The organism is Variovorax sp. LjRoot290 (genome assembly GCF_964253985.1).
In the GTDB taxonomy this organism is placed as follows: Bacteria; Pseudomonadota; Gammaproteobacteria; order Burkholderiales; family Burkholderiaceae_C; genus Variovorax.
The window spans coordinates 3,184,835-3,204,533 of the sequence record NZ_CAXURW020000001.1 but is presented as its reverse complement, the minus strand read 5'-3'; the positions used below and the strand labels follow the sequence as shown (position 1 = coordinate 3,204,533).

General features: G+C 66.6%; 20 protein-coding genes. 10 read left to right on the top strand and 10 right to left on the bottom strand.

What is annotated here, in order from left to right; genetic code table 11:
* Positions 1-35 precede the first annotated feature (35 nt).
* The 7 genes from ACSQ9A_RS15940 to ACSQ9A_RS15910 all read right to left on the bottom strand — a co-directional run bounded on the left by ACSQ9A_RS15940 (position 36) and on the right by ACSQ9A_RS15910 (position 7,629).
* Complete coding sequence (locus ACSQ9A_RS15940) at positions 36-1,013, bottom strand: tripartite tricarboxylate transporter substrate binding protein (RefSeq protein WP_436304313.1); 978 nt, start codon at positions 1,011-1,013, stop codon at positions 36-38.
* 41 nt (positions 1,014-1,054) lie between these two features.
* Positions 1,055-2,152: an enolase C-terminal domain-like protein gene (locus ACSQ9A_RS15935; RefSeq protein WP_436304312.1), complete on the bottom strand. Its 1,098-nt coding sequence runs from the start codon at positions 2,150-2,152 to the stop codon at positions 1,055-1,057.
* A 14-nt stretch (positions 2,153-2,166) separates the two neighbouring features.
* Positions 2,167-2,949 (bottom strand): SDR family oxidoreductase, encoded by a 783-nt coding sequence (locus tag ACSQ9A_RS15930; RefSeq protein ID WP_436306305.1) that lies wholly within the window; start codon positions 2,947-2,949, stop codon positions 2,167-2,169.
* A gap of 173 nt (positions 2,950-3,122) precedes the next feature.
* Positions 3,123-4,154: an AraC family transcriptional regulator gene (locus tag ACSQ9A_RS15925; protein WP_436304311.1), complete on the bottom strand. Its 1,032-nt coding sequence runs from the start codon at positions 4,152-4,154 to the stop codon at positions 3,123-3,125.
* 24 nt (positions 4,155-4,178) lie between these two features.
* The gene (locus tag ACSQ9A_RS15920; RefSeq protein ID WP_436304310.1) at positions 4,179-5,957 is read right to left on the bottom strand and encodes an acyl-CoA dehydrogenase C-terminal domain-containing protein; all 1,779 of its coding nucleotides are present in this window, start codon (positions 5,955-5,957) and stop codon (positions 4,179-4,181) included.
* A 20-nt stretch (positions 5,958-5,977) separates the two neighbouring features.
* Entirely contained in the window at positions 5,978-7,162 is a 1,185-nt protein-coding gene (locus ACSQ9A_RS15915; RefSeq protein WP_436304309.1) for an acetyl-CoA C-acyltransferase, read from the bottom strand.
* Positions 7,163-7,164: 2 nt separating this feature from the next.
* Positions 7,165-7,629: a hypothetical protein gene (locus ACSQ9A_RS15910; protein ID WP_436304308.1), complete on the bottom strand. Its 465-nt coding sequence runs from the start codon at positions 7,627-7,629 to the stop codon at positions 7,165-7,167.
* Between the two features lie 208 nt (positions 7,630-7,837).
* Between ACSQ9A_RS15910 and ACSQ9A_RS15905 the strand changes: the two genes are divergently transcribed.
* Positions 7,838-8,428 carry a TetR/AcrR family transcriptional regulator gene (locus ACSQ9A_RS15905; protein ID WP_436304307.1) on the top strand — a complete coding sequence of 197 codons (591 nt, stop codon included), beginning with the start codon at positions 7,838-7,840 and terminating at the stop codon, positions 8,426-8,428.
* A complete protein-coding gene (locus ACSQ9A_RS15900; protein ID WP_436304306.1) occupies positions 8,385-8,951 on the top strand; it encodes a MarR family winged helix-turn-helix transcriptional regulator in 567 nt (188 codons plus the stop codon). Before ACSQ9A_RS15905 ends, ACSQ9A_RS15900 begins: the two co-directional genes overlap by 44 nt.
* On the opposite strand, the gene ACSQ9A_RS15895 is transcribed toward ACSQ9A_RS15900, so the two are convergent.
* The gene (locus ACSQ9A_RS15895) at positions 8,870-9,262 is read right to left on the bottom strand and encodes a hypothetical protein (protein WP_436306381.1); all 393 of its coding nucleotides are present in this window, start codon (positions 9,260-9,262) and stop codon (positions 8,870-8,872) included. The genes ACSQ9A_RS15900 and ACSQ9A_RS15895 overlap by 82 nt on opposite strands.
* On the opposite strand from ACSQ9A_RS15895, the gene ACSQ9A_RS15890 reads away from it, so the two are divergent.
* Positions 9,218-9,418 (top strand): hypothetical protein, encoded by a 201-nt coding sequence (locus tag ACSQ9A_RS15890; protein WP_436304305.1) that lies wholly within the window; start codon positions 9,218-9,220, stop codon positions 9,416-9,418. The two genes, ACSQ9A_RS15895 and ACSQ9A_RS15890, sit on opposite strands and share 45 nt — an antisense overlap.
* Before the next feature lie 529 nt (positions 9,419-9,947).
* Here ACSQ9A_RS15890 and ACSQ9A_RS15885 read toward each other — a convergent pair.
* The gene (locus ACSQ9A_RS15885; RefSeq protein WP_093103566.1) at positions 9,948-10,787 is read right to left on the bottom strand and encodes an IclR family transcriptional regulator; all 840 of its coding nucleotides are present in this window, start codon (positions 10,785-10,787) and stop codon (positions 9,948-9,950) included.
* 121 nt (positions 10,788-10,908) lie between these two features.
* A complete protein-coding gene (locus ACSQ9A_RS15880; protein ID WP_436304304.1) occupies positions 10,909-12,051 on the bottom strand; it encodes a serine hydrolase domain-containing protein in 1,143 nt (380 codons plus the stop codon).
* Between the two features lie 219 nt (positions 12,052-12,270).
* On the opposite strand from ACSQ9A_RS15880, the gene ACSQ9A_RS15875 reads away from it, so the two are divergent.
* From ACSQ9A_RS15875 to ACSQ9A_RS15845, 7 genes are all read left to right on the top strand, one after another.
* Positions 12,271-12,993, top strand: a complete 723-nt coding sequence (locus tag ACSQ9A_RS15875) for an SDR family oxidoreductase (RefSeq protein ID WP_436304303.1) — start codon at positions 12,271-12,273, stop codon at positions 12,991-12,993.
* A gap of 56 nt (positions 12,994-13,049) precedes the next feature.
* A complete protein-coding gene (locus ACSQ9A_RS15870; protein WP_436304302.1) occupies positions 13,050-13,856 on the top strand; it encodes an SDR family NAD(P)-dependent oxidoreductase in 807 nt (268 codons plus the stop codon).
* An 8-nt stretch (positions 13,857-13,864) separates the two neighbouring features.
* Entirely contained in the window at positions 13,865-14,677 is an 813-nt protein-coding gene (locus tag ACSQ9A_RS15865) for an SDR family NAD(P)-dependent oxidoreductase (RefSeq protein ID WP_436304301.1), read from the top strand.
* A complete protein-coding gene (locus ACSQ9A_RS15860) occupies positions 14,674-15,252 on the top strand; it encodes a nuclear transport factor 2 family protein (RefSeq protein WP_436304300.1) in 579 nt (192 codons plus the stop codon). The genes ACSQ9A_RS15865 and ACSQ9A_RS15860 overlap by 4 nt, the downstream gene beginning before the upstream one ends.
* A gap of 25 nt (positions 15,253-15,277) precedes the next feature.
* Positions 15,278-16,480, top strand: a complete 1,203-nt coding sequence (locus ACSQ9A_RS15855) for an acetyl-CoA C-acetyltransferase (protein WP_436304299.1) — start codon at positions 15,278-15,280, stop codon at positions 16,478-16,480.
* Between the two features lie 135 nt (positions 16,481-16,615).
* Positions 16,616-17,971 (top strand): aromatic ring-hydroxylating oxygenase subunit alpha, encoded by a 1,356-nt coding sequence (locus ACSQ9A_RS15850; protein WP_436304298.1) that lies wholly within the window; start codon positions 16,616-16,618, stop codon positions 17,969-17,971.
* 7 nt (positions 17,972-17,978) lie between these two features.
* Positions 17,979-19,694, top strand: a complete 1,716-nt coding sequence (locus ACSQ9A_RS15845; protein WP_436304297.1) for an FAD-binding protein — start codon at positions 17,979-17,981, stop codon at positions 19,692-19,694.
* The last annotated feature ends 5 nt before the right edge of the window (positions 19,695-19,699 follow it).

Here is a 19,699-nt window from a genome sequence, read left to right as displayed (position 1 = left end):
CGCATTGCTTTTTTTGATGGGCCGAACGTGGCGCGCTACTGCGGCTGCAGATTGGTCTGCCGCGCGAGATCGCCATATTTCAGAATCTCGGCGTTGTAGAAATCGTCGGATTCCTTGGCGGACATCGCCAAGGTGATGACCCCGCCTTCGCTGGCGAACTTCTGAAATTCGGGGCTCAGCACAGCCTCGGTCACCGCCTTGTTCAGGCGTTGCACGATGGCATCCGGCGTGGCTCGCGGCACCAGCAGGCCGATCCATTGCCGGTGGAGGACTGGCCGCTCGGGGTGGGCTTCGGATAGCGTGGGCACATCGGGCAGCACGGGGTTGCGCTTGGCCGCGGCAATGCCGATAGCGATCAGCTTCTTTTGCTGAACCATCGCCACGGTGGCCATGCCCAGGGGGATGAACCCGATGTCCACATGGCCACCGAGCAAATCCTGGACGAGCGGCGCCATTCCCTTGTACGGTATGCCTGCCGCCTTGAGGCCGCTGGCCGCTTTCATGTCGTCGCCTGCGAGCTGCGAGCTCGACCCCGGGCCCTGATGGGCCAGCGACAGGCCGTTTGGCAACGTCTTGCTGTAGTCCACCAGTTCGGCCAGGGTATGGGCCGTCATCGAAGGCCGCGCCACCAGCAGCATGTCGCTCAATCCCAGTGCCGCCGCCATCCGGAACTGGTTGGGTCTGTACTGGGCCGATGCCATTGCCAGCGGGGTCAGGATAACGTCGTTGGTGTGCCCCGCCACGACATAGCCGTCAGCCGGTGCCTTGAGGACATTGACTGCACCGATCGCTCCGCCGGCGCCGGACAGGTTCTCGACCATCAATGGCTGGCCCAACTCGGCCTGCATCCTGGGCAGGATCTGTCGGATGAAGACGTCGGCAGTCCCGCCCGCAGGAAAGGCCACCCGGATCGTTACCGGTTTGGTCGGATAAGCCTGCGCCCATGAATTCGAGCTGATGGCTGCGGCGGCGATGAACGCCCCCAGCAAGATCGATCGTTTGATGCTGTGCATGAAGATTGTCTCCGTTCTTGTTGGGCACCCGCCATCACCTTTCAGAAGCGGTGGGCGTACTTGGCTATCGCGCTCTCGTTCCATTCGATCCCGCTGCCGGGTCGGTCGGGGATGTGGACTTGGCCGTTGCGGACCTCGAAGGGCTCTGCCAGGATCAGATCGGCCCAATCGCACCACTCCAGCCAGTGCGCGGTTTCCGTCACCCGCATCAGGTGTGCCGAGAACTCGGGGTATAGGTGGGTGGACACTGGCACCCCCTTGGCTGCCGCGATTCCGGCGGCGCGCATCCAGCCGGTGACGCCGCCGATCCGCATCAGGTCGGGCATAACGAAGTCCGTGGCGTCCAGTTCGAGTGCGATCTGCAGGTCGCGCGGACCCCAGAAGTTCTCGCCGACCTGGATCGGCGTCGATAGCCGGCGGCGCAACTGCGCCAATCCCGAGAGGTTGTCGCATGCGATCGGCTCCTCCATCCAGTAGAGCCCTTCGCCGTCCAGCGCACGGCAGCGCGCAATGGCTTCGTCCATGGTGTGGGCCTGGCTGAAATCGGCCATGAGTTGCAGCGATGCGCCGCCAGCGCGCCGGGCGGCCGCGATGGACGCAAGATCCTGCGCCAGGCTGTCGCGTCCCAGCCGAATCTTCAGGGCGGTGAAGTCCCCTTGCGCGATGAGCTCCTCCGTCTCGCGCGCCACCTCCGAAGGATCGATCAGCCACAGGCCGTTGCTGTTGTATGCCTTGACCGGACCCACGCTGCCGCCCAGGTAGCGGGCCAGCGGCAACTGCGCCGCCTTGGACAGCGCGTCCCACAACGCCATGTCGAGGCCGGCGATCGCCGCCAGCGTGACGCCTTCCAGCCCGATTGGCCACAGGCTTTGGCGAGCTTGGCGGAACAGGTCGACCGGATTGGCTGGCTTGCCCTTGAAGCGTTCAACCAGGTCGTGGATGAGGGGCGCGATGTATCGCACGCTGTTGGGCAGGTAGGGCTGCAGGTAGCTGCGTCCCACCACGCCTCCCTGCATGTGCAGGTCGATCAGGATGATGGTCCAGGCCGGCGGGGACATGCTCTTGAGCACCGGAGTGCGCTTGAGTGGCACCAGCACGGCGCGCACGTTGACAGACTCGATGGTCAGGGGAGGATGCATGGCAACCACCGCGTTCAGCCCAGGGTGCCCGTGAAGGCGCCGCCGTCGAGCAGCAGGTTCTGCCCGGTCATGAATCCTGCATTGGCACCGCACAGAAAAGCGCAGGCCTGGCCGAATTCCTCGATCGTTCCAAAGCGCCCGGCCGGTACCTGCTGCAGCATGGCGTCGCGTGCTTCGTCCGCGGTCTTGCCGCTGCGCTTGCCCAGCACGGCGAAGCCCATGAGGATGCGGTCGGTCGCGTGGAAGCCAGGCAGCAGGCCGTTGATCGTCACGTTGTGCTTCACGATCTGCCGTGACAGCCCGGCGACGAAGCCGGTCAGCCCCAGGCGCGCACCATTGCTGAGTCCGAGAAAATCAATGGGTGACTTGACGGCGCTCGAGGTGATGTTGACGATGCGCCCGAACTTGCGGCCGATCATGCCGTCCACTGTGGCGCGGATCAGTTCGATCGGTGCCAGCATGTTGGCGTCCAGGGCGGCGATCCACGCGTCGCGGTCCCATTCCCTGAAGTCGCCCGGTGGGGGGCCGCCCGCATTGTTGACCAGAATGTCGGGCGCCGGCATCGCCGCAAGCACAGCTCGGCGGCCCTCGGGCGTTGCGATGTCGGCGGCCACGGTCTTTACCGTCGCGCCGGTGCTGCTGCGGATTTCGTGCGCCGTGCTCTCCAGCGCGTCCACGCCGCGCGCGGTGATCAGCAGTTCCACGCCTTCGCTCGCGAGCGCCAGGGCGCAGCCTTTGCCGAGCCCCTTGCTTGCGCCGCAGACAATGGCGCGCTTTCCTTTGATCCCCAAATCCATTGCTCGCTCCTTGGTGTTGACAAGGCACCCACGCGAACATGACGGTGTGCCTTGTGTCGCCAAATTCTGTAGCGGGCGTTGCGGGTCGACGAGGTCCGGTCGCGCCAGACGGGGGTTCGTTTGCGCCATGCGGCCTTGTCCTCGGGCTGCACGGTCCTGGCCTGGCGTGGCGCTCAGGCGGCTCCGGCGCGGTAGTCGCTCGGCACTTTTCCGGTCCAGCGCCTGAAGGCCTTGCGGAAGTTGGTTGCTTCAGTAAAGCCCACCCGCTCGGCGATGTCGACGACAGGAAGCTTCGAATTGCTGAGATAGCCGATCGCCAGCTCTTTGCGCGTCTGATCGACCACACTCTTGAATGTCACGCCCTGGTCCGCCAGACGCCGGTGCAGTGTGCGCACCGACATACCCAGCCGCTCGGCCAGCCGCGCAACCGACACCATGCAGCGGGCATCGTCAAGGCACGCGCTGCGGACCCGTCCCGCCAACCCGCCGGCCTGGTAGCCGCCGTACGCGGCGGCGACACACAACCGCCTGCACAGCTCGTGGGTGATTGAATTGGCGCCCGGGCAAGCTGCATCCAGGATCGCAGCGTCGAAATGCCATTCGAGTACTTCGGCGTCGAACTCGGCCGTGCAACCGAAGACCTGCGCGTAGGACCGCCAGTGCGCTGGAGCCGGGTAATTGCAGACGAGGCGCCGGGCCGGCAAGGGCACCTCGAGCACGCGCTGAAACAGGGAGTTGAGCGAGCTGCGCCAGAACTCCGCCACGAAGGGAAGGACGGCGCCAAAGCGCTCGGCGGGCGCACAAGCCAGGATAGCCACGTCGCCCAGAACGCGCAGCGTGGGCTGCAGGAACGGCATGGCAGGCTGCATGTGCGTGATTCCAAATTCAAGTCCGTCCCGGAACGTGGCGCTGCTGGCCATTGCGAAGCCGAAGATGCCGAAGTCGCCAATGCGTTGGCGTGCCCCGGCACGCAGCGCCACATCGGACTCGGGCGATAGCTTTTGCGCATTGGCAAAGACCGCCATTCGTTGGGCCGGCGACATCGGGGCGTATGCGTTGTCGATATCGTCGGGCTCCAGCCCTGTGCGTGCGAAGAGGTCGGATAGGGGGACTCCCTCGCATCGCAGCTGTGCCGCCAGCGCCGAAAAACCCAGCATGGCGGCGCTGGGTGCAACGGTCTTGAGGCTTATGGCGTTCAGCGTCATGGCAACGATGCTGTAGCGCCGCCGCTAGAAAAGGTCGAGCGTCGGCGCCATCAATGCGGACGACCCCGCTCGAATTTCGCCGCAGAGTGCCGCCGTCTGCGGCAACAGCCGCCGGTAGTAGTAGCGGGCCGTGGCAATCTTCGACGCGTAGATCGGGTCGGTCGATTCGGATTGCTTTGCCGCAACCTCCGCCATGCGTGCCCAGGTCCATGCGAGGGCCAAATGCCCGACCAAGCGCAGATAAGGCACAGCGGCGGCCCCGGCCGCATCCGGGTCAGTCGCGGACGTAGCTACGAGCTCGCTGGTGAGTTGCCTCACTTCAGCGACCAATCCCGCCAGCGGCTCCGCGAACTCGCGCATCACCTCGCGCGGGCCGCAGGTTTCGGCGAATGCACCCACCATGTCCAGGAAGGTGCCCATCTGCCGGCCCTGGTCGGCCAGCACCTTGCGTCCGAGCAGGTCCATGGCCTGTACGCCGTTCGTGCCCTCGTACAGCCCCACGATGCGCACATCCCGCAGGTGCTGCTCGACGCCGTTTTCGCGGATGTAGCCGTGCCCGCCGAACACCTGCATCGCGAGCAGCGTGCACTCCACCGCGAGGTCGCTGGACAGCGCCTTCACGAGTGGGGTCAGGAGGCCCAGCAGGTCTGCCGTCTCATTGCGTTTGGCGGGATCGGGATGGTGGCGCTGCACGTCGCTCAGCTGCGAGGTCCACAGCGCCAGCGCGCGCGCGCCTTCGATGTTCGCTTTCTGCGTGAGCAGCATGCGGCGCACGTCGGCATGCCCGATGATCGGGTCGGCCACTTCGCCGGACGATCTCGCCCCGCTGGCGCGACCCTGCAGGCGCTCCTTCGCATAGGCCAAGGCCTTCTGGTAGGCCGCTTCCATCAGGCCGATGGCAATCATGCCGACGAGCACACGCATGTGGTTCATCTGCACGAACATGCCCGCCAGCCCCTTGTTGGGCGCGCCCAGCAGCCAGCCCGTCGCGTCGTCGAAATTGATGGTGCAGGTCGAGTTTCCGTGGATGCCCAGCTTGTGCTCGATGGAGCCGCAGACCACGGCATTGCGTGCCCCGGCAGCGCCGCTTGCATCTGGCAGGAATTTCGGAACGATGAAAAGAGAAATGCCCTTCACACCAGGCGGCGAGTCCGGCATGCGCGCGAGCACCAGGTGCATGATGTTGTCGGTCAGGTCCTGCTCGCCGCCCGAGATGAAGATCTTGCTGCCGGTGATGCCGTAGCTGCCATCGGCCCGCGCCACGGCGCGGGTTCGCATCAGGCCCAGGTCGGTGCCCGCGTTCGGCTCGGTCAGGCACATCGTGCCGGCCCACTCGCCCGAGGCGATCTTCGGCAGATAGAGCGCCTTCTGTTCCTCCGATCCATTGGCCGCCACGTTCACGTACGTCGCGTGCGACATGCCGGGATAGGACGACCACGCCATGTTCGCGCCGCCGAAGACTTCATAGACCGCATTGGCCACGACCGAAGGAAAGCCCTGCCCCCCGAACTCGGGGCTGCACGCCAGTCCGGGCCAGCCATTCTTCGTGAACTCGTCGTAGGCTTTCTTGAAGCCCGGCGGCGTCTGCACCACGCCGGCCGAGGGCATGCTGCAACCGTGCTCGTCTCCGGGCGCGTTGAGCGGCGCAATCACCTCGGAGGCGAATTGGCCGGCTGCGGCGAGCACCTGGTCGATGGTCTCGGCGTCGAGCTCCGGCTGGCCGCAGGCCTCCAGCATGGCCGGCACCTGGAGCAGCTCGTGCAATACGAATTGGATGTCCCGCATCGGGCTCTGGTAGCTCATGGTGATATTCCTTCCTTGCCTCACGCCACTTCGAACAGGCCCGCGGCGCCCATGCCGCCGCCGATGCACATCGTCACGACGACGAAGCGCGCGCCGCGCCGCTTGCCTTCGATGAGCGCATGCCCCACCAGCCGCGAGCCGGTCATGCCGTAGGGATGTCCGATCGTGATGCCGCCGCCGTTGACGTTCAGCTTTTCCGGATCGATGCCCAGGCGGTCGCGCGAATACAGCACCTGGCAGGCAAAGGCCTCGTTCAATTCCCACAGGCCGATGTCGCTCACCTTGAGGCCGTGGGTCTTCAGCAGCTTGGGCACGGCCAGGACCGGGCCGATGCCCATTTCCTCGGGCGCGAGGCCGGCCACCGCGATGCCGCGGTACGTGCCCAGGGCCTTGAGCCCGCGGCGCTCGGCGACCGTCCGCTCCACGAGCACGCAGGCCGATGCGCCATCCGAGAGCTGACTCGAATTGCCCGCGGTGATGACGCCGCCTTCGATGACCGGCTTGAGCATGGAAAGGCCTTCGAGCGTGGTGTCGGGGCGATTGCCTTCATCGCGGTCCAGCGTGACGTCGCGGTAGCTGATCGCGCCCGTCTGCTTGTCGGCCACGGCCATGCTCGCGGTGATCGGCACGATCTCGTCATCGAACAGGTGGCGCTCCTGCGCCAGGGCCGTGCGGCGTTGTGCTTCCGCGGAATACGCATCCTGCGCCTCGCGCGAGATGCCGTACTTCTTCGCCACGATCTCGGCCGTGTTGAGCATCGGGATGTAGGCGTGCTGCACGCGCGCAACGAGCAGCGGGTCGGCCTCTTCGCCCACCCACTTGACGAACGGGTTTTGCACGGCAGAGATGTTCTCCTGGCCTCCGCCCACGGTCACGTCCATGCCGTCGACGATGATCTGCTTGGCCGCCGTTGCGATGGCCATCAGGCCGGAGGCGCATTGCCGGTCCATCGTCTGTCCCGGCACCGACTGCGGCAGTCCCGCCGCAAGCGCCGCGAGGCGTCCGATGTTCATGCCCGCGGTGCCGGCGGCCATCGCGCTGCCGATGACCACATCCTCCACTTCCCCGGGATTGATGCCCGCCCGCTGGACGGCGTACTGGATCGCGTGGCCCATCAGGGTGGGCGACTTGATGTTGTTCAATGCGCCGCGAAACGCGCGGCCGATGCCCGTGCGTGCGGTGGAAACGATGACGGCTTCTCTCATGGTCAGACTCCGAGGGGTTCAGTAAACAGGTTGGCGTATCGGCTCGCCTCGACGCGGCGATTCAGGCGCAGCGCGGGCGTGAGTTCTTCGTCGCCTTGATGCAGCGAGCGCGGGATGACGCGAATGGTGACGCTCCTCGTCGAGAGAGAGCCGCGCCGCCGGATGCCCGCCCTCCGCAGGCACGACGATCGCATCGGCGATGTAGGCACTGAGCCGGAAGGCATCTTCCGCAATCTCCGGGCTGATGGATTCGCCGCGTGTTCCGATGGCCCGCGCGCGCACGCGGCCGTGTTCGTTGACACGCCCAAGAACTGGGGGCGGCCGACGGTCCTGCGCATGATCTTCGCTTCCAGCAAGAAGCAGAGCGCGGCCGAGATGCACAGCACGGCGACGAAGCTGAGCGCGACGAGCCCGTAGATTGCTCCGCTCGAGATGCCTTGCGCGATCAGCTGGGTCAGTTGCGTCATCAGATCATCCGCTTGGAGTTAAATAACGATCGTTTGTTAAACGGTAGTGAACTATAGGTTTGCAATGGGTCACCGTCAACATGGCGGCGGGCGTTCTCAGCAGGGGGAAACCCTCGGGCACCGTCAGATTTTTCTGATGAAAATGAATCCGTTTACCAAACGAGCGAAATGCTATGATGGGGTTCCTACGAACTGCAGAGGTCCACGCATGCGCTATTCGGCAACCCACAAAGAGGAAACTCGCAATAAGCTGCTCGCGAATGCTCGTGCCATCGCCAAAAAAGGTGGTTTCGAGACCACTGGGATCGATGACCTGATGGCGGGAATCGGCCTGACCGGAGGCGCTTTCTATGGACATTTCCCCTCCAAGGAAGCGTTATTTTCCGAACTTGTTGAGCACGAAATTTCGAATAGCGCCGACATGCTGGCCGGGGACCGGGACTCGCCGCCCGATCACGTGGCGAAACGATTGCGTAGCTATCTGAGTTCGTATCACGCCCTCCACCCCGAAACCGGGTGCGTCTTGCCAGCGCTTGGACCCGAGATCGCAAGGGCAGGGCCTGAGGTGCGTGCGGCGGTCGAGGTGGGCTTGAAGCGCTTGCAGAAGAGCTGGAGTTCGCGCATAGGCGACCCGGATGCGGCATGGGCACTGATTGCCCAGTGTGTTGGCGCGTTGGTTCTGTCTCGCGCAGTTGAATCCGAGCGCACCCGCAAAGAGATCCTGGCTTCCAGCCGTCGCTTCATCGACCAAACGCATGCATTGGACAAGCTTCCCGCGAAGCCCTCCAAGGTATCCTGACCGCCGCGCGGCTGACATTGCCCTGCGCGCCACTTCTGCACGTGCGCTGATGCACACACCACCTGCACATCAGGCGTACGCGGTTGGTTTCGCCGGGCTTCAGCAATCAGCGTGCACCGACGCCAAAACACATCAGCTCGCTCGCCTCATCAGACAGCACTATGACGCGGAACTCGGCAAGGTTGGTCTTAGAACGACGCAGTATCGGTTGTTGATGGAGGTCAAGGCGCATGGGCCTGTGCGCCCTTGTGATCTCGCCGAGACCCTGTCGCTCTCCCCGTCAACGTTGACGCGCAATCTCAAGCCACTCGTCTCCGCGGGCTGGGTGGGCCTTGGGCCAGGTATCGACGGGCGCACACGCAGCGTGTGCATCACCGCTGCGGGGCGGCGGAAGTGTGCCGAGGGTTTACCTCACTGGTCCATGGCGGAGGCCAGAGTGCATCAGTTGATGGGAGACCAAAATGTGAGCGCATTGCATGCACTCATTGGGGAATGTTTGAGAAGCATGTCAGCAGCGGAATGAATGGTCTCCAATCCCACAGACAGCGTTTGCGTCTTCGTCAAATTTAGATTGCCGTCCATCGTTGCGCTGGGAGATGACTGCAACCGCTCAGAGGCCAGCCTGGTTGGCGAGGGCTCCGGTGGTGGCAGCGCATCGCTCGAGATGTTCAACGCGCGACTGAGCATCAGGATGGCGACACGGCGTTCATATCTACAAGCTGATAGGTACGCCCGGGCAACTCGAAGCTCTCGCTCCAGCGGCCGAACGATAAGGGGTTTGATCGCGATGTGACGCGTGAACTGCTTTTCCGGTCCGCGCACGACCGTGTGCATGCCGATCTCACGGGTGCGGGTCTCTCCGATTTGTCGCTGGCGATCATTCTCAACACGAACGACTGGAACATGCGCGCCGAACGTTCAGGCGCGCGCGGCCTGATTCTCAAAGCGCGCCGGGATAGGCATGTGGGGAGACCCGTTGCTGCACTGTAGAAGGTTTCGGCTACGGAAACGTGGTATGTCCCGATCGTATGACTGCCGATGTCGAATTTGGCGCAAGACTTGATCTGCAGGTTCTCGAGATGAGACCCGCAAGCGTCTTGCTCCAACCTTTTTCGCGACAAGATATGCCGGAATCGACAACTGATGTGAACTTCGATAATGCTTGGCGGTGATTCCGGCAAAGGATGTCACGGCTTCGACGGCAATTCGAGCACGCTAGCCTCAAGTTCTGGCATCTCTTGTCGTTACTTCGCAGTTTTCCGGCATTGCGTGTCACATGTTGAGAGTAGAGGAGGGCAGACCTCAACCTGAACCATGAGCGCATCGGCTTATATCGTGATGCCGAAGCGGGACGGCTGACCGGTTATCTCCGCCGTGGTGGGCGCGCAGCGGCGCGTATGAGTATGGACTGCTTCAGACTGCGTTGCGGCCATCCTGCTCGCAGCGTCAGCCGCGTCTCAGGCAGTTATCTCCCTCAAGTGTCTTTCCCGCATCCAGCGCCTCTTTCACCCGTCTGGCGTCATCCTGTTCGGCTTGAGATGGGTGGCATGCTCGGCTGGACAGCCCCGACGACGCCCGAAGCCCTCGCCGCCAATTCCTTGACTGTCGCTCTGAGCAGATCCATGTCCTTCCGGAATCGATCTGCCGGGCCAGCGACAGTGAGCGATGCGATGCACTCTCCATTGCCGTCGAATACGGGCGCAATCACGGACCCGACCCCAGCGATAGGGGTATCGATGGAACTGCACACACCTTCAGTCCGGATCTTTGCCATCTCGCGCGTGATCGAGGCCCTCGCGATCCCGGCCGGCATCTTGATCTTGAACTGCACCGAGGCCATGTACGCGTCCCGGAACCCCTTGTCGGCAAATGCGAGCAGCAACCAGCCGGTCGGGCTCGCATACAGCGGCCGAACCGTACCGACGGGTACTTGCAGGCGAACCGGATGCGGGCTATTGACAAGTTCGACAAACGCCACGGCCTCGGCCTCACGGTTGAGCACGCCGAGCAAAACGGTCTCGCCGGTGCGTTCAACGAGTTCTTCCATGAAAGGCCGGATCATCTTCGGGAAGTTCCATGCGGACATCACGCTCGCCGAGAGGCGGATGATCGAGGGGCCGATGCGATAGCTGCCCTCACTGTGGATCAGGTAGCCTTCGGCCACGAGGGGGCGCAGCAGATTCAGCAGGCTGCTTTTCGGCGCTGCCAGCGTTGCGCTCAACTCGGCGAGCGACATCCCGTTCTGCGTCAGCGACAACACGTCGAACAATCCCAACAGGCGCGTCAGGGAACGCGGGCCGGTGGTGTCGCGTTCAGGGTCTTCCGCGGGCAGCGGCGCCGATCTCGCCTGTCTTGTCATTCGAATCCTTCGCCCATTCAGGGATGCTGAATCGCCATTTTACCGGGGCACCCCCCTACCGACTCTGGCGATTCATCGACAGGCGATTGACGAAGGTCGCGGCACGCGCTGCGCGATCTCTTCAGAGTTTCAATGCGTCACGCACGGCCTCGGCGATCGTCAGGATCGCGTCTTCGTCGCGTGTTGCCGGGTTGAACAGACGGTTGTGGCAGATCGCCACGGCGAGCTGCGCATCAGGATCGGCCCAGCCGATGGAGCCGCCCTGGCCGGGATGGCAGATCGCGCGCGGGTTCTTCGCCGAACACACTGGTGGATGTTCGCCGCCGAACCAGTAACCCCCGATCGTGATCGGGATCGGGAAGCCGAACATCACCGGATCGGGCTCGTCGCTGTGCGCACGCGGCGTGTTCAGCGTGGCCACCAGGCCTTCCGAGAGCAGCCGCACCCCGTCGAGCTCGCCGCCGCCAGCCAACATGGCCCAGAAACGCGCTTCGCTGCGTGCGGTGAAGATGCCGCCCACCCCGGCCACCTCGGCGCGGCGCACCTCGGGTCGCTCGAACACCGCCGGTCCCAGCGCGACCGCGGGCGGCATCGAGGCGAGATAGAGCGGCGGCAAGTGCTCGGCCGGGAGCGGCCGCATCGCGTCGAACTGCCGCGCGATCCGCGGCTCGACAGCATCGGGGATACCGATCCAGAGGTCCGGCGCGCCGAGCGGCGCAGCGATCTCCTCGCGCACGAAGCGGGCGAGCGAGCGATGGTCCGGGTCGGCACGGCGCACCAGTTCACCGAGGATCCATCCGAAGGTCATTGACAGGTACATGGTCTTCGCGCCGGGCTCCGCCAGCGGCGTGAGCTCGGCAATCGCGCGGGTCATCCAGGGCCAGTCGCACAAGCGCTCCGGGGTCATCCCCTCCGGCATCTGCGGAATGCCGGCGCGATGCGTCAGCACGTCGCGCAGCGTGGTTCTGCCTTTGCCGTGGGCGGCGTACTCCGGCCACCATGTCGTCACGGGTGCGTCGTAGTCGAGCCGGCCGCGATCGACCAGCATGTGCACTGCCGTCGCGGCGACGGCCTTGGTGACCGAGTAGACGTTGAAGAGCGTCTCGCCGTCGACGGGGCGGCCGTTTGCCGGATCGGCCAGGCCGCCCCACGCATCCACCACCAGGCGGCCGCGATGGTAGGCGGCCACCTGAATGCCGATCTCGCGGCCGCTGGCGATCGCGTCATCGATGGCGCGTTGCACCGGAGGGTTGGCGTCGAGCATGGGCGGGGTCAAGCGGGTCTCCTTTCGAGGTGGGCTGCACGGGTCGCTGTGGCAGCGGCGACCTGGGCGCGCAGCGGGGCCTTCGATCGAAAAAGAAGCCTCGAAGCTCTTGTTGAGGTCCCACCAGTTGGTTTATATTGTAGAACGACGTTCAAATAGATGACGTCGCTTTTTCACGAACTCGAGAGCCCTGGGCCCGGGTCGACAAAGGAGCAAGGCATGGTTCAAGGAGTAGCGCAAGACGCCGATGCGGCACTGCTGGCAGGCCGGTGCGCGATCGTGGCCATGCCGGGTCTGGCCCTCGGTGGGGCGCTGGCCCGCGGGCTGCGGCGGCATGGCGCGCGCGTCGTCGAGATCGACGCCGCGCCCGGCTCGCGCGCCGACGCGGAGGCCGCCCTCGGGGATGCCACGCGCGAGGCCGGCGGCGCAGACCTCGTCGTGCATGCGGGCGCCACGCCTGCGGCGCTGGCGTCGCGCCCGCTCGAGGCGCTTTCTGCCGAGCAATGGCACTCCGCCGTGCATCGCAGCATGCTCACGAGCCTGTACTTCCTGCAGGCGGTCCATCGCCAGCAGCGCGAGGCGGGCGGGGCGACGGTCGTCGTCGGCCCTTCGACGGCGCTGGTCGGTGCGGCCGGCCTCGTCGCGCTGATCACGCTGGCCGAAGCGCAGCGCACGCTGGTCAAGTCGGCGGCGCGGCAATGGGGCCGGCACGGCATGCGGCTCAACTGGGTCGGCGTCGAGGCGCAGCGCTACGCGCCCTCGCTGGCAGAGGCCGCGCTGCCGCCGACGCCGGAGCTCGGTCCGCCGCCGCCCGCGCTCGGCCGCGTGCCCGAGGCGGAAGCCGAGGTGGCCGACGTGATCGCATGGCTCGGCAGCGATGGCGCGCGCGGCGTGTCGGGCGCGAGCTTCAACCTCGACGGCGGCGACTGGATGGTGCCATGAGCGCCGCCCGGCCGCCCGAAGGCGCTCGCACCGCAGCCGAAGGCGAAGGTACTCCAATGAGCAATGCAAGCGCAACGACGACGACAACCGGCGCGGGCCTGCTGCAGGGCCGCGTCGCCTTCGTGACCGGCGCCGGCGCCGGCATCGGCCGCGGCATCGCGCTGGCGCTCGCCGCCGCGGGCGCGCGGGTGGCCGTGACCGGGCGCCGGGGGGTGACCTGCGACGACACCGTCGCGCTGATTGCCGCCGAGGGCGGCACTGCTTTCGCGCTGGAGGCAGATGTCGGCGACGCCGCGGCGGTGAACCGTGCGGTCGAAGCAACCGTCGCCCGTTGGGGGCGGCTCGACATCCTGGTGCAGAACGCGAACGCGGGCGCAGACTCGGCGCATCCGATCGCGCTCGAAGAGGTCACGGAAGAAGACTGGCTGCGACAGGCCCGCGTCGCCTGGGACGGCAACCTGCATTGCGCCCAGGCCGCGTTGCCGCACCTGCGGGCCAGCGGGAGCGGCCGCTTCATCGTGCTCGGCTCGGCCTTCGGGCTGCATGGCGCGGCGATGAATCCGGTGTATTCGGCGTTGAAGGGCGGCGACCGCGGCTTCGTCAAGTCGCTGGCGCGCGAGTGGGGGCCCTACGGCATCACCGTGAATGCGATCGAGCCCGCCGCTGCCACCGAGCCGACCCAGGTGTTCTTCGCCCAGAACCCCGCGGTCCGCGACGCCTACCTCCGCATGTTCCCGCTCGGCCGCATGGGCGCGCCGCGCGAGGACATCGGCCGCGCCGTCGTGGCGCTGTGCAGCGACCTGATGGGCTACGTCAGCGGGCAGAACCTGCCCGTCGACGGCGGCCTGTACACCGCATTGTGAGGACAGCCATGACGGGACGCGTGCAAGGAAAAGTGGCGCTGGTGACCGGCGCGGGCGGCGGCATCGGCGCGGCCTGCGCGATGGCGCTGGCGCGTGAAGGCGCCGCGGTCGCGGTCGGCGACATCGACCTGGCCGCCGCCGAGCGCCAGGTCGCAGCGATCGAGGTGGAGGGCGGCCGGGCGATCGCACTGCAGGTCGATCTCGGCGACGAGGCCTCGGTGCTCGCGATGGTCGAAGCCACCGTCTCCCGGCTCGGCGGCCTCGACATCCTGCACAACAACGCGGCCGACACACGGCTCTCGTCGACGCGCGACCGGCCGGTTGCCACCGTCGAGACCGAGGTCTGGGACGCGATCCTGCGCGTCAACCTGCGCGGCACGATGCTCGCTTGCCGGGCGGCCATCCCGCACCTGCGCCGGCGCGGCGGCGGCTCGATCGTCAACACCAGCTCGAATGCGGCGCTCGCCGGCGCGCTCTCGCACAGCGCCTACAGCGCGTCCAAGGCCGCAATCAACTCGCTGACGCAGAGCGTCGCGACGCAGCACGGCAAGGAAGGCATCCGCTGCAACGCGATCTCGCCGGGGCTGATCGTCACGCCGTCGACCAGGGACAGCTATGCCGCCTCTGGCGTCGGAGAGATCATGCTGCGCCACCATCTGACGCCGCGGCTCGGGCGGCCCGAGGACATCGCGGCCGCCGTGGTCTTCCTCGCCTCCGACGAGGCCGGCTTCATCACCGGCCAGGTGATCTGCGTCGACGGCGGTTCGCTGGCGCACCAGCCTTACGTCGCGGACTTCGCAGAGCGCGAGGCAGCATCGTGAGCGATCTGGCGCAGCGTCTGGCCCGCGTCGAGGCTGAGCTGGCGATCGGGCAACTGCCCGCGCGCTACGCCGTCGCGGTCGACTCACGCAATGTCGATGCCCTGGTCGCGCTCTTCGCCGCCGATGTGGACTGCGGCCGCTGGGGCATCGGACGCGAGGCCTTGAAGCGCTACTACGCGAGCCGGCATGTGCTCACGGGCTTCTACCGCTCGGTCCACCTGGTGTGCGGCCAGACGATCGAGCTGATCGACGCCGATCACGCGAGCGGCACGGTCTACTGCCGTGCCGGACACGAAGACAAGGACCACTGGATCGAGATGTCCATCTGCTATTTCGACCGCTATGTCCGCAGCGAAGGCGTCTGGTGCTTCGAGCGCCGCGACGAGAAGCACTGGTACTCGACCGACTGGCAGCAGCGCCCCAACCGCGGCGAGGGCGCGGGCTTCCAGAATTGGCCCGGCAAGTACGAAGGCCCGAAGTTCGCGCCGAGCCTGCCGCATGCCTGGCCGAGCTGGGCGGCCTACTGGGAGGCGCAGGGGGACGTTGCCCGACGCGCGGTGACCCATGCACCCTGATCTCGCATTCACGAGGAACTGACGCATGCGCAGGGCTGCCATCGTCTCCCCTTTGCGCACCGCCGTCGGCGCCTTCGGCGGCAGCCTGAAGCCGCTGCCCGCCGACCAGCTCGCCAGCGCCGTCCTGAAGGCGCTGGTCGCCCGCAGCGGCATCGACCCGGAGCGCATCGACGAGGTCGTGATGGCCCAGTCCTACGCCAACAGCGAGGCGCCTTGCCTCGGCCGCTATGCCGCGCTCGATGCCGGCTTGCCGGTCGCGGTGCCGGGCATGACCCTGGACCGGCGCTGCGGCTCCGGGCTGCAGGCCGTGATCGATGCGGCGATGCAGGTGCAGACCGGCGCGGCCGATGTCGTCGTGGCCGCCGGCGTCGAGAGCATGAGCAATATCGAGTACTACAGCACCGACCTGCGCTGGGGCGCGCGCGCCGGCTCGGTCACGATGCACGACCGCCTGCAGCGCGGTCGCGAGCGCTCGCAGCCCGAACACCGCTTCGGCTACATCTCCGGCATGCCCGAGACCGCCGAGAACCTGGCGGGTGACTACGGCATCTCGCGCGAGGCCGCCGATGCCTTCGCGATGCGCAGCCATCAGCGCGCCGCCGCGGCCTGGCGCGAAGGCCGCTTCGCGCACGAGGTGGTGAGCGTCGCCGTGCCGGCGAAGAAGGGCGAGGCGTTGCACTTCGCGCGCGACGAAGGCATCCGTGCCGAGACCACGATGGAGACGCTGGCGAAGCTGAAGCCCGTGCTGAAGGGCGGCACCGTGACCGCCGGCAACGCGAGCCAGCAGAACGATGCGGCCGCCGCCTGCCTGGTCGTCGCCGAGGACAAGCTGGCCGAACTGAAGCTCGAGCCGATGGCCTGGGTGCGCGGGTGGGCCGCCGCCGGCTGCGAGCCGTCGCGCATGGGCATCGGCCCCGTGCCCGCGGTGAAGAAGCTGCTGGCGCGCACCGGCCTGTCGTTCGACCGGCTCGATCTCGTCGAGCTGAACGAGGCCTTTGCGGCACAGGTGCTGGCGGTGCTGAAGGGCTGGGAATGGAACGATGCCGACCGGCTCAACGTCAATGGTGGCGGCATCTCGCTCGGACACCCGATCGGCGCGACCGGCGTGCGCATCCTCGCGACGATGCTGCACGAGCTGGAACGGCGCCAGGGCCGCTATGCGCTGGAGACGATGTGCGTCGGCGGCGGGCAGGGGCTGGCCGCGCTCTTCGAGCGGGCCGGGTCGTAGTGAACCTCACGGGTCGTACCGCATTGACAGCGCCAACTCGACGCGTTTATATTTCAGAACGTCATTCGATTATTGATACCTGATGCCCGCGAGGCAGCTCGCGTCCGGTGCAGCCAGAACCAGGAGAGACACACAGTGGATACCGCCGTGAAGCCCAAGGTGCGCGTGGACTACGTTCCGGCCGAGCACTACATCTCGCGCGAGATCGTGCAGCTCGAGAAGCGCCTGCTGTGGCCCAAGGTGTGGCAGCTCGCCTGCCGCCTCGAGGAGATCCCCTTTCCGGGCGACTACGTCACCTACGACATCAACGACGAGTCGGTCATCGTCGTGCGCCAGACGCCGGACACGATCCGCGCCTTCTACAACGTGTGCCAGCACCGCGGGCGGCGCCTGACCGAAGGCTGCGGGTCGGCCGCCAGGCTGCAGTGCCGCTTCCACGGGTGGCAATGGAGCCTGGACGGCAAGGTCATCCGCATCGTCGATCGCGACGACTGGCAGGGCTGTCCCGACATGAGCGACGAGGACTTCTCGCTGCCGGAAATCAAGGTCGACACCTGGGCCGGCTTCGTCTTCGTCAATTTCGATCCGGCCTGCGAGCCGCTCGCCCGGCACCTGGCGCCGGTGCCGGAATACACCGACTGCTACGAGTTCGAGAAGATGCGCTACCGCTGGTACAAGTCGGTGCGCCTGCCCTGCAACTGGAAGGTCGCGCTGGAAGCCTTCAGCGAGGGCTACCACGTCTTCGGCACGCACCCGCAGCTGCTCGATTGCCAGGGCGACGACGTGACGCGCAGCTTCACCTTCGGCAGGCACGGCATGTTCGGCTACCCGGCGCCGGCGCGGCTGCCGGGCGCGCCGTCGCCGCGCACCGGACGGCCGGTCCCGGACGACGTGCGCCCCGGCATCGTCAAGTTCTTCGCCGACCTGGAGGACCAGCTCAAGGCGATCACCACCCAGCGCGACCTCGATGCCGCCAGGCGCATCCTCACCGAGTGCTCGCCCGACACGCCGCACCTCGAGCTGCTGATGAAGGTGGGCCAGTTCCAGGCCGAGGCCGCGATCGCCGAAGGGGCAGGCTGGCCGAACATCACGGGCGAGCAGATCTACAAGGCCGGGACCGACTGGCACGTGTTCCCGAACATGATCTTCCTGATGTCGCCCGACGGCATGCTCTTCTACCGCGCCCGGCCGGACGGCGACAACCCCGACTCCTGCTTCTACGACATCTGCTCGATCGCGCGCTACGCGCCGGGCGCCGAGCCGAAGCTCGAGCGCGAGTTCTATTGGGGCGCGGACGACTGGAAGACCGACACCGTCGAGCGCTTCGGCCTGATCCTGTCGCAGGACTTCGCCAACATGACCGAAGTGCAGAAGGGCATGAAGTCCCAGGCCTTCCGAGGCGCGCGCACGAACCCGCTGCAGGAGTCCGCGATCTCGAACTTCCACCGCGCGCTGCGCGAGATCCTGTTCGACGAGACGAGCAGGGCCTGAGGACACGATGTCGACCAACGGAACCTGGGACGAGGCCTTCGACTTCGTCATCGTCGGCAGCGGCGGCGGCTCGATGTGCGCCGCGCTGGCGGCCAAGCAGCTGGGCAAGCGCGCCTTGATCGTCGAGAAGCAGCCGCTGATCGGCGGCTCGACCGGTTTTTCCGGCGGCGTCTGGTGGGTGCCGAACAATCCGGTGATGAAACGCGCCGGCGTGGCCGACAGTGCCGAGCGCGCGCGGCAGTACCTCGATGCGGCCGTCACCTACCAAGGCCCGGGCACCAGCCCCGCGCGGCGCGATGCCTTTCTGCGCAACGGCCCGAGGATGGTCGAATTCCTCGAAGGCCAGGGCATGAAGTTCGTCTATGCCGACGGCTGGTCCGACTACTACGACGAGCTGCCCGGCGGCGAGCCGCGCGGCCGCTCGCTCCTGGCCGAGCTTTTCGACACGCGCGAGCTGGGCGAATGGGAGTCGAAGCTGTCGCGCTACAAGGGCTTCAGCCTGCCGCTGCCGACCGATCAGTTCCCGTCGCTGATGCTGGCCAAGCGCACCTGGGGCGGCAAGAAGACCGCGCTGTCGATGGTCGGACGCATGCTGAAGGCCAAGCTGACCGGCCGGCGGCTCGCCGGCGCGGGCGCGGCGATCCAGGGCCGGATGCTGCAGATCGCGCTGCGCGAGCAGCTGACGATCTGGACCGATTCGGCCCTTGCGCAATTCGTGCTCGATGGCGATCGCGTCGTCGGCGTTGCGGTGCAGCGCGACGGCAGGCTGGTGCGCGTGCAGGCGCGCGATGGCGTGCTGATGAACGTCGGCGGCTTCTCGCGCAGCGCGGCGATGCGCCAGCGCTTCCAGCCCCAGCCGAATTCGGCCACCTGGACCAATGCCAACCCCGGCGACACCGGCGAGGCGATCGAATGGGCGATGGCGCTCGGCGCGGCGGTGGACTGCATGGACGAAGCCTGGTGGGTCGTGACCTCGCTCGCGCCGGACGGCCAGCCGCCGAAGCCCGGCGGCTATGCGGCCGACGGCACGCCGCTGCCCTTCATGCACCACCTGGACCTGTCGCTGCCGTACTCGATGATGGTCGACCAGCTCGGCGAGCGCTTCTGCGACGAGGCCGGCGCCTACATGGAGATCGGCCAGCGCATGTACCAGCGCCAGCGCGAGACCGGAAAGGCCGTGCCGAGCTGGGTCATCATGGACAGCCGCCAGCGCGCCTACTACCCCTGGGGAACCGCGCAGCCCGGCCAAGTGCCCGAGGAGTGGTTGAAGAGCGGCTACATGGTGAAGGCCGAGTCGATCGACGAGCTGGTGAAGAAGACCGGCATCGACGGGGCAGGGCTGGCGCGGACCCTCGAGCGCTTCAACGGCTTCTGCCGCAGCGGCGTCGACAGCGATTTCGGCCGCGGCTCGCGCGCCTTCGATCGTTGCCATGGCGACCCGACCGTGACGCCGAATCCCAACCTCGGCGCGATCGAGAAAGCGCCGTTCTACGCGGTGCGCATGTACCCCGGTGACGTCGGCACGGCCGGCGGCGTGGTCACCGACGAGCATGCGCGGGTGCTGCGGGAGGACGGCTCGGTCATCCACGGGCTCTATGCCACCGGCAACTGCACCGCCTCGGTGGTCGGGCGCTGCTATCCCGGCGCGGGCGCGAGCATCGGCGCCTCCTTCACCTTCGGCTACATCGCCGCGCACCACGCACTGGGCGCACCCCTGCAATGACATCG

Excerpts from the sequence above, each read along its gene's own strand:
- ACSQ9A_RS15905 (WP_436304307.1), top strand. The coding sequence starts at position 7,838 with ATGCGCTATTCGGCAACCCACAAAGAGGAAACTCGCAATAAGCTGCTC.
- ACSQ9A_RS15875 (WP_436304303.1), top strand. The coding sequence starts at position 12,271 with ATGGTTCAAGGAGTAGCGCAAGACGCCGATGCGGCACTGCTGGCAGGC.
- ACSQ9A_RS15855 (WP_436304299.1), top strand. The coding sequence starts at position 15,278 with ATGCGCAGGGCTGCCATCGTCTCCCCTTTGCGCACCGCCGTCGGCGCC.
- ACSQ9A_RS15920 (WP_436304310.1), bottom strand. The coding sequence starts at position 5,957 with ATGAGCTACCAGAGCCCGATGCGGGACATCCAATTCGTATTGCACGAG.
- ACSQ9A_RS15935 (WP_436304312.1), bottom strand. The coding sequence starts at position 2,152 with ATGCATCCTCCCCTGACCATCGAGTCTGTCAACGTGCGCGCCGTGCTG.
- ACSQ9A_RS15865 (WP_436304301.1), top strand. The coding sequence starts at position 13,865 with ATGACGGGACGCGTGCAAGGAAAAGTGGCGCTGGTGACCGGCGCGGGC.
- ACSQ9A_RS15930 (WP_436306305.1), bottom strand. The coding sequence starts at position 2,949 with ATGGATTTGGGGATCAAAGGAAAGCGCGCCATTGTCTGCGGCGCAAGC.
- ACSQ9A_RS15870 (WP_436304302.1), top strand. The coding sequence starts at position 13,050 with ATGAGCAATGCAAGCGCAACGACGACGACAACCGGCGCGGGCCTGCTG.
- ACSQ9A_RS15885 (WP_093103566.1), bottom strand. The coding sequence starts at position 10,787 with ATGACAAGACAGGCGAGATCGGCGCCGCTGCCCGCGGAAGACCCTGAA.
- ACSQ9A_RS15900 (WP_436304306.1), top strand. The coding sequence starts at position 8,385 with ATGCATTGGACAAGCTTCCCGCGAAGCCCTCCAAGGTATCCTGACCGC.
- ACSQ9A_RS15910 (WP_436304308.1), bottom strand. The coding sequence starts at position 7,629 with ATGACGCAACTGACCCAGCTGATCGCGCAAGGCATCTCGAGCGGAGCA.
- ACSQ9A_RS15895 (WP_436306381.1), bottom strand. The coding sequence starts at position 9,262 with ATGCACACGGTCGTGCGCGGACCGGAAAAGCAGTTCACGCGTCACATC.
- ACSQ9A_RS15880 (WP_436304304.1), bottom strand. The coding sequence starts at position 12,051 with ATGCTCGACGCCAACCCTCCGGTGCAACGCGCCATCGATGACGCGATC.
- ACSQ9A_RS15940 (WP_436304313.1), bottom strand. The coding sequence starts at position 1,013 with ATGCACAGCATCAAACGATCGATCTTGCTGGGGGCGTTCATCGCCGCC.
- ACSQ9A_RS15845 (WP_436304297.1), top strand. The coding sequence starts at position 17,979 with ATGTCGACCAACGGAACCTGGGACGAGGCCTTCGACTTCGTCATCGTC.
- ACSQ9A_RS15925 (WP_436304311.1), bottom strand. The coding sequence starts at position 4,154 with ATGACGCTGAACGCCATAAGCCTCAAGACCGTTGCACCCAGCGCCGCC.
- ACSQ9A_RS15915 (WP_436304309.1), bottom strand. The coding sequence starts at position 7,162 with ATGAGAGAAGCCGTCATCGTTTCCACCGCACGCACGGGCATCGGCCGC.